Source organism: Alteromonas sp. ABH4_452, from assembly GCF_056311825.1.
On sequence record NZ_CM149973.1, the window covers coordinates 255,022 to 269,315 of the forward strand.

Sequence of the window (14,294 nt, forward strand, 5' to 3'; positions counted from 1 at the left end):
AATTGAGGAAGATTTTATGAAAATTATAGTTGTAGGTCCTGGCGCTTTTGGCATAAAGCACTTAGATGCATTGAGCAAAATTGATGATGCTGAGGTTGTCGGTTTAGTGGGCCGAAACCCGCAAAAAACGCAAGCGGTTGCCGATGAGTACAAGATTCCCCATGTGTACACCACACTTGAAGAGGCACTAACCTCTGATGCCGATGCCGTTATTCTTTGCTCCCCCACCCAGATGCATGCCGAGCAGTCTATTTTATGCATGCAGGCGGGCAAACACGTACAAGTTGAGATACCACTCGCCGACAGTTGGGAAGACTCTCAAGCCGTCATGGATGCACAACTAGCGTCTAATTTGGTATGCATGGTGGGTCATACTCGCCGCTTTAACCCGTCTCATCAATGGCTAAACAAGCGTTTGCGCAAGGGTGAATTGAATATTCAGCAAATGGACGTTCAAACTTATTTCTTTCGTCGCAAAAACATTAATGCGAAAGGTGAGCCTCGTTCTTGGACAGACCATTTGCTTTGGCACCACGCTGCTCATACGGTTGATTTATTTGCCTACCAAGCAGGCTCGCCTATTGTAAAAGCGAACGCCGTACAGGGGCCGATTCACCCTGAACTTGGTATTGCTATGGATATGTCAATTCAGCTTCAAGCTGAAAATGGCGCCATTTGTACCCTTTCACTATCTTTCAATAATGACGGACCGTTAGGTACATTCTTCCGATACATCTGCGACAACGGCACTTATATCGCAAGATACGACGACCTTGTTAACGGCCATGAAGAACCAATTGATGTGTCTACCGTTGATGTATCATTAAATGGTATTGAGCTACAAGACCGCGAATTTATTAGCGCGATAAAAGAAGGCCGCCAACCCAATGCTAGCGTAGCGAGCGTATTGGGCTGCTATAAAGTGCTTCATGACCTTGAGCAACAGCTAGCGTAATTGGAGGCGATTATTAAAACGCGTAATCTTTTGGGTAAACAGGTGGGTGAGATTGGTTTTGGTTGTATGAACTTTAGCCATGCCTATTCTGGCAAACTCAGCGAAAATGATGCTATCGATTTACTACACAAGGCTTATGATTTAGGCGTCGATCATTTTGATACTGCGGCATTATATGGCTTCGGAGAAAATGAGCGCATTGTCGGAAAAGGGATAAAACCCTTCAGAGACAAGATTTTGCTGGCCAGTAAGTGCGGGATGACTGGCGTGAACGGCAAGCGCACTATTGATGGATCGCCTAAAGCTATAGAGGCTACGCTTAATCACGCGTTAAAAAGCTTACAAACCGACTTTATCGACTTGTACTATTTGCACAGGATTGACCCTAACGTGCCGGTAGAAGACAGTGTTGGCGCGTTGGCAAATGCGGTTAAAGCAGGCAAGATTGGCGCTATTGGTTTATCTGAAGCGTCTGCCGAAACGCTTGTTAAAGCGCACGCCATTCATCCAATAGCCGCGATGCAAACAGAATATTCACTGTGGACACGTAATGCAGAAATTGCAGTTCTGAAAAAATGCGAAGAACTAGACGTTGCTTTCGTTGGCTTTAGCCCTTTAGCACGTGGATATTTAAGTAATACATTTGCCCATATTGATGACTTAGATAGTGGTGATATTAGGCGGGGAATGCCTCGATTCCAAGGTGAAAACTGGGAGCAAAACCGACGTATATTCGCCCAATTTGCAGTCTTAGCAAATGAAGCGGAATGCACACCCGCGCAACTGGCCATTCATTGGGTTTTGAAACAAGCAGACTATATACACGCTTTACCCGGCACCCGCTTTATCACTCATTTAGAGGAGAATTTGCGGGCGAGCGAATTAACCATTGATAGCAATATATTAGTGCGCGCCGGTCAGTTAATTAATCAAGAAACGGTGCAAGGCCCAAGATATCCGGCCGCTGCACAGGCTGATATAGACACAGAAGAATTTTAATACTGCTAAATAAAAAGCGGCGAGTACTTCACATGTACTCGCCGCTTTTTTGTTTTACGCTATGCTTACGGCGTTATGTACGCCGCGTTATCTTAGCGGTTATCTAAAACCAACACACCTGCGCCCGTATTTGAAATAGGTGCATGGTAGTGCTTGTGTATCACGTTAACATCGTCTTTTAGCGCACCGCGCATGACCAGCCACATTATGGTTTCAATACCTTCTGTTCCCGCTCGTTCCATAATTTCAGCATTGGAGAACTGCGTCATCCATTCAGGTTCTTCAGCTATCTTATCCATGCACTCAAGATCAAAGTCGACGTCTATAATACCGGCTCGTTCGCCTTGAAGCTGATGCGACATGCCGCCCGTACCCAATATCACAACTTTATGGTCTTCAGGATATGACTCCAGTGCTTTACCCAACGCCTTGCCTAGTTTTAAACAACGGGCGGCCGTTGGTACTGGGTGCTGAACTGTATTTACAGCAAGCGGAATAGCTTCTACCGGCCACTCTTCGCAATCGCCAAACAACGCGCGAATAGGATTAACGAAACCATGATCGACTTTCATTTCTTGGCAAGTGCAGATATCTATTTCTTGTTCAATAAGCGACTCTGCGATATGCCAAGAGAGTGGTGCATTACCCTTAAACGGGTTAACCGGCTTTAAGCCCCACCCTTCATCGGCATTGTGATACTCATCTGCACACCCTAAAGCAAAGGTCGGAACGGTATCTAAGAAAAAGTTTAAGCCATGGTCGTTATATACAACAATAACCAGGTCTGGCTTTACTTCATTTAACCAGTCTTTCGCAGGTCCGTACCCGTCAAAAAACCTTTTCCAATAAGGCTCTTGCTGAAGACCTTCAGTAATAGCGTTGCCAACGGCAGGTATGTGCGAACTGGTTATTCCACCAATGATTTTAGCCATTCCAGTAGTCTCCTTTTTTCGTAATTTTTTCTATAAGACCGTCGCTTTTGGCCACCAAGTTCTGCTTAAATTCTTCCGTTGTAATACCTTGAAAAGCGGCACCTGCGTCTTGTACAGACACGCCGCGAGGAATAGCCATTTTCGCCATGAAGTATATGTTGGCGCCTAATCGAAGCATTTGTAGAAAATCAGAATTTACCACGACGTCTTTATACTCACCTTTAACACCATACTTGTCACAATAGGCTGCAGGGTCTTTATCAAATTCCGTTCTGTTTTCTTCGTTGTTAAAAGAAAACAGTAGCTTATTTAGAGCATAAGCAGGGTGAGCGCGCTTACCATCGAACACATAGGTACCAGGAATGTCCTCGTAATCTTTTTTCTGCCAAGTCATTAGACGTATTCCAAATTAAAACGTACCTTTATTATATGAATGCGCCCTGCTTTTATAATGGCGAAAGCGCATCAATATTTGTACATTTCATAGATTTTTGTCGAAGGTGAGTAAACGCATGGTTTTGGTACAAATACAGCACTAACCATTATGGGACAACGGTTAACGCTGTATTGACCAAGCTCCAATGACTGGAGGGGGTAGGCAGCAGCAATACTAGGCCGTAGAGGCCTTTTTTATAACCTTTTTTAGGGCCTATGTTTAAGAATTTGTTCTCGCAGCCACTTGTGTAGCGGGTCGTTATTTAAACTTGGGTGCCACATCATAGACTCATTCAACTGTGGCGTTTTAAACGGAATATCATAAATTTTTATAGGGAGATGTTTTGCGTTAATTTCAGCAAGACGCTTTGGTGCTAGGGCCACCCTTTCGGTATTTATCACTGTAAAAAACATACTAGAGAAATCGTTGACGATGACTTCTACGCGGCGGTTAACTTCATCTGAGTCTACCATCCATTTCTCTATGCTCAATTGACTCGCTTTTTCATAGCCAATGGTTACATGGCCAATGTCTGAGAATTGTTCTAGGGTAATATGGCCATTTAGCTTGCTGTTGTTTTCATCCGCTATACAAACGAACTCATCATCTAAAACTTCTTGGGATGAATAGCCATCGAGCATGAAAGCAGAAGGGGCAATAATAAGGTCAGCGCCTTGTTTTGCGAGACTGTCTAAATCACCAGCAAAAGTAGACATAAATTCAAATGTTATGTTCGGCGCTACTTTCGTGACGTAGGCCAATAAATCAGCCAGCACAACCTGCATTACATAGTCTGACGCAATAATTTTGAAATTGCGATTTGATAATTCTGGTGTGTTTATTTTCTTATCTATAATGCGGTTTCTAATAGTGCTTAGCACTTCGCTGACTGGCTGCTGCATTTCAGCGGCAAGTGGCGTGATGTGCATTTGCTTACCCATTTGTACAAGCAAATCATCATCAAAATAGTCCCTCAAGCGAGATAAAATACCACTTGTTGCCGACTGCGAAAGGTGCAGTCGATAAGCGCTTTTCGTAATGTTTTTTTCTTCTAGCAAAACTTCTAACGCCACCAGCAGGTTTAAGTCTAGTTTTTCGTACCGCATTTCTACCCCGAGAACTTATCTACCTATTTTGTACCAACGGTTTTTGAGATATCACGTATCGGCACAAACGATTTTTGCTTAGTAACTCTGAATACTACCATCTTCTGTTAACAATAATTAAAACTTTTAATTACGAAGAGACTTTATTCAATGAAGTTAGCGTCACTCAAAAGCAATGAGCCTGATGGCAAGCTAGTACTTGTTTCTAAGGACCATAGTTTGTGTACAGAGGTTAGTGATATTGCCCCAACTATGCAGTTTGCACTGGATAATTGGGATGCGTGTTATGACAAGCTTAACGAGCGATATCAGTTACTTAATAGTGAGAACGCGAATAATGCGTCTCACTTTAAGCCCGAGCAATGTTTAGCGCCCCTACCCCGCGCTTGGAGCTGGCTTGACGGCTCTTGCTATTTAAATCACGGGCACTTAATGCAAAGAGCCTTCAACTTAGATCCTATTGAAGGCGCCGACAAATACCCTTTGGTTTACCAAGGCTCTGGCATTTCGTTTAGGGGTCCACGCGAACCGCTTTTTGCCGCAAAAGAAGAACACGGTATCGATTTTGAAGGTGAGTTCGGCGTCATAACCGGCCATGTTCCTATAGGTGCTTCACAAGAAGAGGCCAAGCAGAGCATTCGCTTGGTCGTCATGTTAAATGACGTCAGTTTCCGTGCCCTAGCCCCCCGCGAAATGAAAACGGGATTTGGCTTTGTACAAGCAAAAGGAGACACAGCCTTCGCACCTATTGCCGTTACGCCAGATGAACTTGGTGAGCATTGGCAAGATTCAAAAGTCTGTGCACCTTTAGAAATCCACCGAAACAACGAGTGGTTTGGTGCACCTGATGGCGCAAAAATGTTCTTTGGGTTTGACCAACTCATTGCACATATAACTGTAGCACGAAGCCTTCCACCTGGCTCAGTCGTTGGTTCGGGCACGGTATCTGACAACACGCCGAATAAAGGACAAGCCTGTCTGTCAGAACTCCGCGCGAAAGAGCTTGTTCAATTTGGCGAGCCCAAGACGCCTTTCTTAAAAGTGGGCGAAACAATAACGATGCGAGCGCTGGATAAAAATGGCTCCAGCTTATTTGGCGACATTATCCAAAACGTAGAGTTGGAGACCTCAAATGTTTAACCCAAGAGAATACGAAATTATCGATTTGTCGGTGACGTTAGACAATAACCCACACACCGACCCACCGCCTTTATTGCCCAAAATCGATTACATGGACCACCAGGAAGGCTGGCCCGAAATGGCGTCAATGTTTCCGGGGCTGACCCTCGATCAGTTACCTGGCAACGAATCATGGGCGGCAGAAAGACTTGCAATAACCACCCATAGCGGCACCCATATGGATGCACCCTGGCACTATGCCTCAACTACTGATGGCGGTAAGCCTGCATTCGGTATTGATGAATTGCCCCTGGAGTGGTGTTTCCAACCGGGCGTAAAGCTGGACTTTCGCGACTTTGAAGACGGTTACATTATTACTGCCAGCGATGTGGAAAAAGAGCTGCAACGCATTAATCACGATTTACAGCCGCTGGACATTGTTGTGGTTAACACCCGTGCAGGCAAGATATTTGGTGAACCAGGTTACTTAGACGCAGGGGTCGGCATGGGCCGCGAAGCCACAATGTATTTGCTTGAAAGAGGCGTAAAAGTGGTGGGCACTGACGCCTGGAGTTGGGACGCTCCTTTCAAATACACACGTGAACGCTTTGCCGAGACCGGCGATGCCTCCTTAATTTGGGAAGGCCATAAAGCAGGTCGAGATATTGGTTACGGTCAAATGGAAAAATTGAGCAACTTAGAAGCGTTGCCCGCAACTGGATTTTTGATCTCTTGTTTTCCTTACAAAATTAAACACGCCTCTGCAGGCTTTGTTCGCGCAGTTGCATTTATAAAAAAATAAATTATCAGAGCTAACTTGGCGCATTTGCGCCGCAGAAAAATCAGGAAACTACAATGTTTAAATATTTCCCGACAAACTATGTTTGGAACCTGTCAGTCGACCTGGCCATAGAAATGGGTGCACGTATTGGCGAAATTGAAGAAATGTGTGCGCCATTAAAAGAAGCGGCAAAACAACCCGACAAAGAAGGTGTGCAGGCATTTCGTGATACCTGGGCAAAAATGGCAAATAAACTCGTCGAGCTTGCTGAAGAAGATGAAAGCCGAGGCCGATTGTTTTCAGCGGCTGAAAAATACAACCGTGCTTCCTCGTACTTAATTACATGCGAACGCCTTCAAGCACACAAAGCGCCAGGGCGCCTTGAGTTGTATAAGCATCAGCTCGAGCTTTTTCAAAAATCTATTACCTTGGGCAAAGAAAACTGCGAGCGCGTGGAAATTCCTTATGAAGGTAAACACATATCAGCACTGTATGTCAGAGCTGAAAATGTAGAAGGCCCCGCCCCCGTGTTAATCCAAGTTAACGGCTTAGACTCAACCAAAGAAATGAAATATCGCGTTGGCTTACCGGGTTGGCTGGCCAAGCGTGGGGTTTCTTCGTTGATTTTAGATCAGCCTGGAACAGGTGAAGCGTTAAGACTGCAAGGCCTTCACGCCCGTTACGACAGCGAGCACTGGACGTCTCCAGCTGTTGATTGGCTTGAACAACGCGAAGAGATAGACAGCAATCGTATTGGCATGGAAGGCGTATCGTTAGGCGGTTATTTCTGCCCCCGCGCAGTCGCTAACGAGCCACGTTTAGCCTTGGGTGTATGCTGGGGTGCAAACCATGACTGGCGTGATGTTCAGAAGCGCCGCTTAGAAAAAGAGGGTGACTTCCCGGTACCGCATTACTGGGCACACGTAAAATGGGTATGGGGTGCAGAAACCATGGAAGAATTCATGGAAATCGCCGAGAAAGTTCACTTAGACGGGCAAATTGAAAAGATCAAAGTGCCATTTTTGGTCACCCATGGTTCGAAGGACTCACAAATCCCTCTTAAATGGGCAGAAAGAACCTATGAGCAACTTGTAAACAGCCCGAAACGCGAACTTAAGATTTTTACCGAGCGAGAAGGTGGTGTTCAACACTCGAGTTTCGATAACAGTGCTAACGCGGGTCAATACATCGCGGACTGGGTTGCTGAAACCTTTAACGCGCGTACTGCCTAGAAGGAAAAAACGATGAATATTATTGGCTTAGACAAGCTAGTCTTTGGTGTAGATGACACAAACGCAACAACACAATTCGTTTTGGATTATGGGCTTAAACAAGTAGATGAGCACAATTTTGTTGCTCAAGACGGTACCGGCCTAGAAATTCGGTTGAAAGACGACCCTTCATTACCTGCACCGTTAGAAACCGGCGCTAGCATTAGAAAAACGGTTTACGGTGTTCCGGATCAAGCGAGTTTAGATGCCATTAACGCCGAATTGTCTAAAGACAGAGAAGTAAAAGTACTTTCTGACGGAAGTATTGAAGCTGTCGACGATTTAGGCTTTGTATTAGGTTTTCAAATTACCCTTCGCAACACAACAGACTTACGGTCAGAAAAAATAAATGCGCCGGGCGATATTAACCGTGGCGTGAATGTGAACGGAGTAGACGAATCAACGCCACCGAAGATCCACTCGTTATCTCACGTTGTATATTTTGTGCCTAACTCAGCCGCTATGGAACAGTTTTACGAGCAGCGCCTGGGCTTTAAAACCACTGACCGATTTAATGGTGTTGGGGCGTTTATGCGCCCGGCAGGGACAACGGACCATCACACGTTGTTCTTTATAAAGACCCCACCTCACATGAAGGGTATTGAGCACTTTACGTTCCACCTTGGCGGCCCGACAGATGTTGTCAGGGCGGGTACTAACATGGTGAACAAAGGTTATCAGAGCTTTTGGGGGCCTGGTCGCCACATTTATGGGTCGAATTGGTTTTGGTATTTCAAAAGTCCGTTTGGATGCAATATGGAATTTGATGCCGATATGGACCAGCATGACGATACGTGGCAAGAGCGCGCAGCGAACATGGGGCCAGACTACTCTCAAATCTTTTTGTTAGAGCATAGAGAGAAGTGGGCACCTTCAGGTGGACCACCTGCTAAATAGACTGCTGTTATGGACGAACATTTATTGTGCAGTACCCAAGAGATTCAGGAAGGGAAGGCAAAAGGGTTTAAAATAAGCGAAAATGGTAAAGATACGTTCTTCGTTACTCGAAAAAACAACCAGTTTTTCGCTTATTTAGATGTTTGCCCTCACTACAACAGTACTACACTTCCATGGAAGCGACATGAGTACACTGATGTAAAAGGCGAGCATATTGTTTGTGCTGCACATGGCGCGCTGTTCGACATAGCGACGGGTGTTTGTATTCAAGGACCTTGTAAACATCAACGAATTCAAAAAATACCCATACGAATTGAATCAAACCAACAAATTTGGATTTCAAAAAAAACAATAAAGGCCTTTAAATTATGAAATCAAGTGTGAGCAATGTTTTAATAATTGGGGGCGGTTTTTCAGGTATGACCGCCGCTATCGAATTAAGAAAGCGCAATATAGAAACAGACTTAGTAGAGATAGATGAAAACTGGCGTACAGACGGCGCGGGTATCAGCATTGGCGGTGCAACTTTACGAGCATTCAAAACAATTGGGATATTGGATGAATTTTTAGAGCAAGGTCATGCACACAACGGATTAGATTTGTTTGCGCCGCACGGTTTGCACTTAGCGCATGTCCCTACGCCCTCTGTTGCCAACGCTGACGGTATACCAGGCGCAGGCGCAATTATGCGACCTACCCTTGCAAAGATCCTTGCCGAAAAAACCTTGGCGTCTGGCGCGAATGTGCGCTTAGGCTGTACCTATAAAGAAATGGTTAATACCGATGAGGGCGTAGAAGTCAGTTTTACCGACGGTACGACCAAAACCTACGACCTAGTTATCGGTGCAGACGGCGTGCACTCGCAAGTACGTAAAGATGTATTTCCTGAAGTTGAAGCACCAAAATATATCGGCCAAGGTGTGTGGCGCGCTGTGCTGCCAAAACTTCCTGAAGTAAAAAATACAATGATGTGGGTAGGTCCGCACTTGAAAGTTGGCGTTAACCCTATGTCTAAAGATGAAATGTACTTGTTTTTGACAGAAGACAAAAAGGAAAGACCTAAATACGACCCTGCCACTTACGTTGAAAAACTGAAAGAATTAATGGGTACCTTCCCTGCCCCCATGGTTAATCAGTTTAAAGATATGCTGAATGAAAATTCACTTATCGATTTTCGAGCTCTGGGAAATCTTTTAGTACCTGCCCCCTGGCATAGAAAAAGAGTGGTGCTGATTGGTGATACTGTGGCCGCAACCACCCCGCATTTAGCTTCAGGGGCGTGTATAGGCATTGAAAGTGCCATCGTTTTAGCTGAAGAGTTAGCAAAGGATGTTACCGTTGAACAGGCACTCAATTCGTTCTTAGAAAGACGCTGGGAGCGCTGTAGAATGGTTGTCGAAAATTCTGCTCGCTTATGTCATATAGAAATAGAAGGTGGCGATAAAGAAGAGCACACACAAATTATGCGCGAATCTATTATTGCTTTAGCACAGCCTATCTAAACTTTTAAAGTGCTTATAAAATAAAAGCTAGCAGTTTACTGCTAGCTTTTTTGCTTTACATATAAAAAACTAAAACCTGTTAAAGTTAAAGATCCAATACCAGCTTTGTGCCTTTTGCTCGAGAACAACACGGTGTCATCAAGGCGCCATCCGCTCTTTCTTCTTCGTTTAAAAACACATCACGATGCTCGACGTCACCTTCCAGAACTTTAGTTACGCAGGTTCCGCAGACCCCTTCTTCACACGCAACAGGAAGAAAAATGCCGCTGTCTTCTAATGTGGTAAGAATGGTTTCATCAGCAGGAACGTGAATTATTTGACCGGTACTTTTTATCTCGACATCAAAAGCTTTATCTTCGTCACTTTCAAGACTGCTTTTATCGATTGAAAAGTACTCTCGGTTTATTAGCGTGTCATTCCAACCAAGCGCAAGTGCACTTTCTATAACATCATCAATAAATCGCTGAGGGCCGCACACATAAATAGGCATATGGGTAGATTTACTTTTCAAATAGTCCTTTACGCTAAGTCGAGACGACTGAGTATCGTTAGAAAAGTAGAACTTCGTATTTGGCAACTGCTTTATTCTGTCGCCGTAGGGCATTGCAGAGGAATTAGTTGCACACACACTAAATTCAAAGGGCAGCCCTTTTTCTTTGCATAACTCTGCCATAGGCAAAATAGGCGTAATGCCAATTCCTGCGGCAAGAAATAGCACTGTAGTATCCTTAGCGGGCAGGGTAAACGGGAAGTGATTTTTGGGTTCACTAATTTGTAGCTCATGACCTGCTTCCAACTCATCGTGAATAAACGATGAGCCGCCACGGCTATTGCTTTCACGCAGAATTGCAATTTCATAGTCGCTATTGTTAGAAGCGCCACACAAGGAGTATTGTCTGAGTAATCCGTTGGCTAAATGCAGTTCTATGTGTGCACCGGGTTCCCATGGCGCCAGACTTGTACCATCAACGGCACTTAGTTTAAGCCTTGTAATGTTATCGGTGAGCTTTTCTTTAAGTGTTATCTTAACGTTTTGCATAAACTTTATCTCCCGTGACTTAACGGCTTTCAGCTTTGATAGCGCGGGTTATCATTCTTCTGGCCATAACACCGCCAGAATCGATATCCAGCATGAGAAGCTGCCTATCGGGATATAAGTTTAAGTTCTTCTGTTGCTCTTCTAAGATTTCTTGATCTTCAGCAAATACCGCGCCCTGCTGCTGCTTAATTTGCTCAGTTAGTGCTGTATCATCAACTTTGAAATCTCGCGCCATTCCCCAAAAATAATGTATGGATTGGTCAGATTCTGGCGTAATAAAGTCGACAACGATACTGCCAGCCCTTTTATCTGGTGCCGCATTGATACCGCCTTCTCCCGCCACAGCAACACCCACTTCGATCATAATGTGGCTGGGTAAGTCGAAGCGACAAACTTGCCATCGGTCTACGCTTCCTTCTTTAGGTAAATCATTAGCTTCCAAAGCCGCTTGCCAAAATGGAGGGGCTACAATATTTTCCATAAAGCGTGAGGTCACAACCTGTGCACCCTCAACTTTTGTATTTACTGGTGCTTCTTCTATTTCTGATTGCCCGATACTTGTTGAGTGCACGTAGGTTTCGTGGGTGAGATCCATCAGGTTATCTACCATTAACCGATAATCGCAATTAATGTGATACAGCCCACCACCATAAGCCCAGTCAGGGCTATCGGCCCAAAATAGATTAGGTAACGCATCTTCATCTGCAAGGTCTTGTTCACCCGGCCACAGCCAGATAAAGCCGTACTTTTCGACGACTTTAAACGCTTTGATGCATGGAAATTTGTCTACCCGCTGCTTGGGCATAGCGTCGGTTTTACCTTCTCTCCCCATCACTAGGCCATGATAGCCACACACCAACTTTCCATTTTCAACATAGCCTAGAGAAAGAGGTGCGCCGCGGTGGGGACAAAAATCTTCAACCGCAGCAACGGTTTTATTGCTATCGCGGAAAAAAACCAGCGGCACATCGCAAATTGTACGTGCTAATGGTTTGTCAGAATTTACTTCATGTGAATAACACGCTACATACCATGTGTTTAACGGATAAATTTTTTCTTTCATATTATTGTCCCCATCCAAAATTGGATCCAATATATGCCATAACACGTTAAAATCAAGTTATTTAAACGTAAATTGGATCCAATAATTAAATAACGTGTCCTTTCAGGTCCTAAGCACCCTAGATAATCGGCAATTAGCAGGAAACAGGGCTTGAGTTGCACTGATTAAAAACGGTAAATTGGATCCAATTTCGATGTACGTAAGTCAATTATGAGCGAGACAAAAACGAACCCAGCCGTAGTAAGTATTCTTAGAGAGAAAATATTGATGGGTGAATTCCCTGCTGGGAAGCGTCTGGCAGAAACGCAAGCTGCAGAAGCCTTGGGAGTATCAAGAACCCCAGTTCGTATTGCGCTGCGCTCTTTAGCGCAGGAAGGACTTCTTGAAAAGCTTCCTGCTAGAGGCTATCGAGTAAAAGAAGTCACCGTCACAGAAATTACGAATTCGGTAGAAGTGCGCGGTGTACTTGAAGGGCTAGCAGCCAGACAAGCGGTTGAGATAGGATGCAGCGAGCACACAATTGAACAGCTAAAAACGTGCTTGGCACAAGGAGATGCACTATTTGTTGATGGCAGCATTGATGAGGCTGGCATAGAAGCATATCAACAGATGAACGAAACATTTCACGATATTATTATCAACGCAAGCGGAAACACGTCGATTAAAAGTGCGTTGCAGCTAAATGAACATTTTCCTTTCGCCTCGGTAAGTGCCATTGCATACGACCCGAACCAACTAGACAGAGAGTTTCATCGCCTCAAATACGCTCATACTCAGCATCATGCTATTGCAGATGCCATGATCAAAGGCCAAGGTGCGCGTGTGGAGGCTTTATTAAAAGAGCACTCTCTTGCCACTATCAATCATATCGACTTATTTAATTCCAATACGTATAAGCTATACAAGCCTAGAAAAATGTAGGCCCTAGGTGCATGAGGGCTCGCAGAGAATCTTAATTATCGGCTATTTTGCAACAAGCGGCTGCGCATGCTTTGTTTTTACAAGCGCTAGTAGCGCGGCCAAAAACGCTAACGCCGCAAATAGCATCAATACGTTATACAGACCACCAAACTCTACCTGAAGTAAGGTAACCAGAATTGGCGCACTAAATTGCCCAAGGAAAAATGCGCCAGTCCACAGTCCAGTGCCTTTTCCGCGAACATTTACTGGTAGCACTTTCAATACCCAGTTGAGTGTGGTGGGTAGTAACAAGCCAAAGCCCAAGCAGGCTATCACCACAGATACAGAAGTCATAACCAACGACGTGGAAACCGCCGCGCCCACATAGCCCAGGGTAGCTAGTATTAGACCACCAGCTATAAGCGATGGGCCAGTTAACCCTTTGGCTTTTTTAAATGCGATAGACCCTAGCGCAACACCGATATTCGCAGCGGCACCAATCCCCCCAATGACACCTGGTGAGACCTCGGCTGATAGCGCTAATATCTCTCCTAATTTAACGATGATGGTATAGAAGATTACACCAACAAATAACGTTGTTATAAGTATCGGAAGAATGTCGCGCCACGGCGTTCTCACGCCGGATGCGGTATTTTTATCAGACGCGGAAGGTTCAAACAAAACCTGGTGGACTAAGAGGGCTATGGGGAGAGCGAGAATATACAATAAGAAAGGGCCTCTTGAGCCTAACAGCTCTCCTAAAATACCGCCAAAGGCAATAAGTACTATTGCACTAATACTGACACTGGCAATTTGTATTGTTACCCATCGCTGACGTGCTTTACCCGTGTAGTAATCTGCAATGAGTGCTGTTGCGACCGTCATAATGGCAGCCTCTGCCATACCTAACACCACGCGAGATAAAATAATATGGAACAAATTAGTGAGGAAGAAGGGTGCAAGTCCAATGAATGCATAGATGATTAGCGCGGTAAGCAACACTGGCTTTCGGCCAACTCTATCGGATAGCCATCCGGCTATGGGAGAGAACAGTGCTACACAAAGCGCGGGGATTGTCATTGCCATTGGTACTAAAAATTCAGCGCCTTCTATGTAGGCAAATTCTTTCATAAATAGCGGCAAAACTGGTACTAAAGAAATGATTGCCATAGTGGGCATAATGGCTGCTAAAACTAAAATCACACCATGTTTAGACGTTGCTACGCCTTGTTTATCTAAAGCAGTCATACAAGTACCCCTTCTGGTTTTTATTGTCTCTACCGCTTATCTCACT

Annotated in this window: 15 protein-coding genes; 9 read left to right on the forward strand and 6 right to left on the reverse strand. The window is 44.8% G+C overall.

The window, feature by feature from the left end; translation table 11 throughout:
• Nucleotides 1–16: 16 nt before the first annotated feature.
• Together ACYX4N_RS01070 and ACYX4N_RS01075 are read left to right on the forward strand one after the other, a co-directional pair.
• Nucleotides 17–955: a Gfo/Idh/MocA family oxidoreductase gene (locus ACYX4N_RS01070; protein ID WP_476055336.1), complete on the forward strand. Its 939-nt coding sequence runs from the start codon at nt 17–19 to the stop codon at nt 953–955.
• 30 nt (nt 956–985) lie between these two features.
• Entirely contained in the window at nt 986–1,954 is a 969-nt protein-coding gene (locus ACYX4N_RS01075; protein WP_476055337.1) for an aldo/keto reductase, read from the forward strand.
• A 92-nt stretch (nt 1,955–2,046) separates the two neighbouring features.
• Here the strand turns inward: ACYX4N_RS01075 and ACYX4N_RS01080 are convergent, their stop codons facing one another.
• From ACYX4N_RS01080 to ACYX4N_RS01090, 3 genes are all read right to left on the reverse strand, one after another.
• Nucleotides 2,047–2,886: a class III extradiol dioxygenase family protein gene (locus ACYX4N_RS01080; protein ID WP_474803091.1), complete on the reverse strand. Its 840-nt coding sequence runs from the start codon at nt 2,884–2,886 to the stop codon at nt 2,047–2,049.
• A complete protein-coding gene (locus ACYX4N_RS01085) occupies nt 2,879–3,280 on the reverse strand; it encodes a protocatechuate 4,5-dioxygenase subunit alpha (RefSeq protein WP_476055339.1) in 402 nt (133 codons plus the stop codon). The genes ACYX4N_RS01080 and ACYX4N_RS01085 overlap by 8 nt, the downstream gene beginning before the upstream one ends.
• A gap of 248 nt (nt 3,281–3,528) precedes the next feature.
• Complete coding sequence (locus tag ACYX4N_RS01090) at nt 3,529–4,428, reverse strand: LysR family transcriptional regulator (protein ID WP_474803097.1); 900 nt, start codon at nt 4,426–4,428, stop codon at nt 3,529–3,531.
• 150 nt (nt 4,429–4,578) lie between these two features.
• Here ACYX4N_RS01090 and ACYX4N_RS01095 point away from each other — a divergent pair, with 150 nt between their 5' ends.
• Genes ACYX4N_RS01095 through ACYX4N_RS01120 form a run of 6 tightly spaced genes read left to right on the forward strand, consistent with a single transcriptional unit; the run spans nt 4,579 to nt 9,998 of the window.
• Nucleotides 4,579–5,568, forward strand: coding sequence for a fumarylacetoacetate hydrolase family protein (locus ACYX4N_RS01095; protein ID WP_476055340.1), 990 nt, complete (start codon nt 4,579–4,581; stop codon nt 5,566–5,568).
• A complete protein-coding gene (locus ACYX4N_RS01100; RefSeq protein ID WP_474834255.1) occupies nt 5,561–6,349 on the forward strand; it encodes a cyclase family protein in 789 nt (262 codons plus the stop codon). Before ACYX4N_RS01095 ends, ACYX4N_RS01100 begins: the two co-directional genes overlap by 8 nt.
• Before the next feature lie 53 nt (nt 6,350–6,402).
• Entirely contained in the window at nt 6,403–7,560 is a 1,158-nt protein-coding gene (locus ACYX4N_RS01105; protein ID WP_474834257.1) for an alpha/beta hydrolase family protein, read from the forward strand.
• 12 nt (nt 7,561–7,572) lie between these two features.
• On the forward strand, nt 7,573–8,496 hold the full coding sequence (locus ACYX4N_RS01110) for a VOC family protein (protein WP_476055341.1): 924 nt from the start codon (nt 7,573–7,575) through the stop codon (nt 8,494–8,496).
• Between the two features lie 9 nt (nt 8,497–8,505).
• Nucleotides 8,506–8,868: a Rieske (2Fe-2S) protein gene (locus ACYX4N_RS01115; RefSeq protein ID WP_476055342.1), complete on the forward strand. Its 363-nt coding sequence runs from the start codon at nt 8,506–8,508 to the stop codon at nt 8,866–8,868.
• A complete protein-coding gene (locus ACYX4N_RS01120; RefSeq protein WP_476055343.1) occupies nt 8,865–9,998 on the forward strand; it encodes an FAD-dependent oxidoreductase in 1,134 nt (377 codons plus the stop codon). Before ACYX4N_RS01115 ends, ACYX4N_RS01120 begins: the two co-directional genes overlap by 4 nt.
• 85 nt (nt 9,999–10,083) lie before the next feature.
• Here ACYX4N_RS01120 and ACYX4N_RS01125 read toward each other — a convergent pair whose 3' ends face one another.
• Together ACYX4N_RS01125 and ACYX4N_RS01130 are read right to left on the reverse strand one after the other, a co-directional pair.
• Complete coding sequence (locus tag ACYX4N_RS01125) at nt 10,084–11,037, reverse strand: PDR/VanB family oxidoreductase (RefSeq protein ID WP_476055344.1); 954 nt, start codon at nt 11,035–11,037, stop codon at nt 10,084–10,086.
• Between the two features lie 19 nt (nt 11,038–11,056).
• Nucleotides 11,057–12,100, reverse strand: coding sequence for a Rieske 2Fe-2S domain-containing protein (locus ACYX4N_RS01130; protein WP_474805514.1), 1,044 nt, complete (start codon nt 12,098–12,100; stop codon nt 11,057–11,059).
• Between the two features lie 210 nt (nt 12,101–12,310).
• On the opposite strand from ACYX4N_RS01130, the gene ACYX4N_RS01135 reads away from it, so the two are divergent.
• Complete coding sequence (locus tag ACYX4N_RS01135; protein ID WP_474834267.1) at nt 12,311–13,021, forward strand: GntR family transcriptional regulator; 711 nt, start codon at nt 12,311–12,313, stop codon at nt 13,019–13,021.
• Between the two features lie 42 nt (nt 13,022–13,063).
• Here ACYX4N_RS01135 and ACYX4N_RS01140 read toward each other — a convergent pair whose 3' ends face one another.
• Nucleotides 13,064–14,248: an MFS transporter gene (locus ACYX4N_RS01140; RefSeq protein WP_476055345.1), complete on the reverse strand. Its 1,185-nt coding sequence runs from the start codon at nt 14,246–14,248 to the stop codon at nt 13,064–13,066.
• Nucleotides 14,249–14,294 lie beyond the last annotated feature (46 nt).

What these genes read in the sequence shown, in the direction of transcription:
- ACYX4N_RS01070 (WP_476055336.1), top strand. Translation starts at nt 17, where the DNA reads ATGAAAATTATAGTTGTAGGTCCTGGCGCTTTTGGCATAAAGCACTTA.
- ACYX4N_RS01080 (WP_474803091.1), bottom strand. Translation starts at nt 2,886, where the DNA reads ATGGCTAAAATCATTGGTGGAATAACCAGTTCGCACATACCTGCCGTT.
- ACYX4N_RS01085 (WP_476055339.1), bottom strand. Translation starts at nt 3,280, where the DNA reads ATGACTTGGCAGAAAAAAGATTACGAGGACATTCCTGGTACCTATGTG.
- ACYX4N_RS01090 (WP_474803097.1), bottom strand. Translation starts at nt 4,428, where the DNA reads ATGCGGTACGAAAAACTAGACTTAAACCTGCTGGTGGCGTTAGAAGTT.
- ACYX4N_RS01095 (WP_476055340.1), top strand. Translation starts at nt 4,579, where the DNA reads ATGAAGTTAGCGTCACTCAAAAGCAATGAGCCTGATGGCAAGCTAGTA.
- ACYX4N_RS01100 (WP_474834255.1), top strand. Translation starts at nt 5,561, where the DNA reads ATGTTTAACCCAAGAGAATACGAAATTATCGATTTGTCGGTGACGTTA.
- ACYX4N_RS01105 (WP_474834257.1), top strand. Translation starts at nt 6,403, where the DNA reads ATGTTTAAATATTTCCCGACAAACTATGTTTGGAACCTGTCAGTCGAC.
- ACYX4N_RS01110 (WP_476055341.1), top strand. Translation starts at nt 7,573, where the DNA reads ATGAATATTATTGGCTTAGACAAGCTAGTCTTTGGTGTAGATGACACA.
- ACYX4N_RS01115 (WP_476055342.1), top strand. Translation starts at nt 8,506, where the DNA reads ATGGACGAACATTTATTGTGCAGTACCCAAGAGATTCAGGAAGGGAAG.
- ACYX4N_RS01120 (WP_476055343.1), top strand. Translation starts at nt 8,865, where the DNA reads ATGAAATCAAGTGTGAGCAATGTTTTAATAATTGGGGGCGGTTTTTCA.
- ACYX4N_RS01125 (WP_476055344.1), bottom strand. Translation starts at nt 11,037, where the DNA reads ATGCAAAACGTTAAGATAACACTTAAAGAAAAGCTCACCGATAACATT.
- ACYX4N_RS01130 (WP_474805514.1), bottom strand. Translation starts at nt 12,100, where the DNA reads ATGAAAGAAAAAATTTATCCGTTAAACACATGGTATGTAGCGTGTTAT.
- ACYX4N_RS01135 (WP_474834267.1), top strand. Translation starts at nt 12,311, where the DNA reads ATGAGCGAGACAAAAACGAACCCAGCCGTAGTAAGTATTCTTAGAGAG.
- ACYX4N_RS01140 (WP_476055345.1), bottom strand. Translation starts at nt 14,248, where the DNA reads ATGACTGCTTTAGATAAACAAGGCGTAGCAACGTCTAAACATGGTGTG.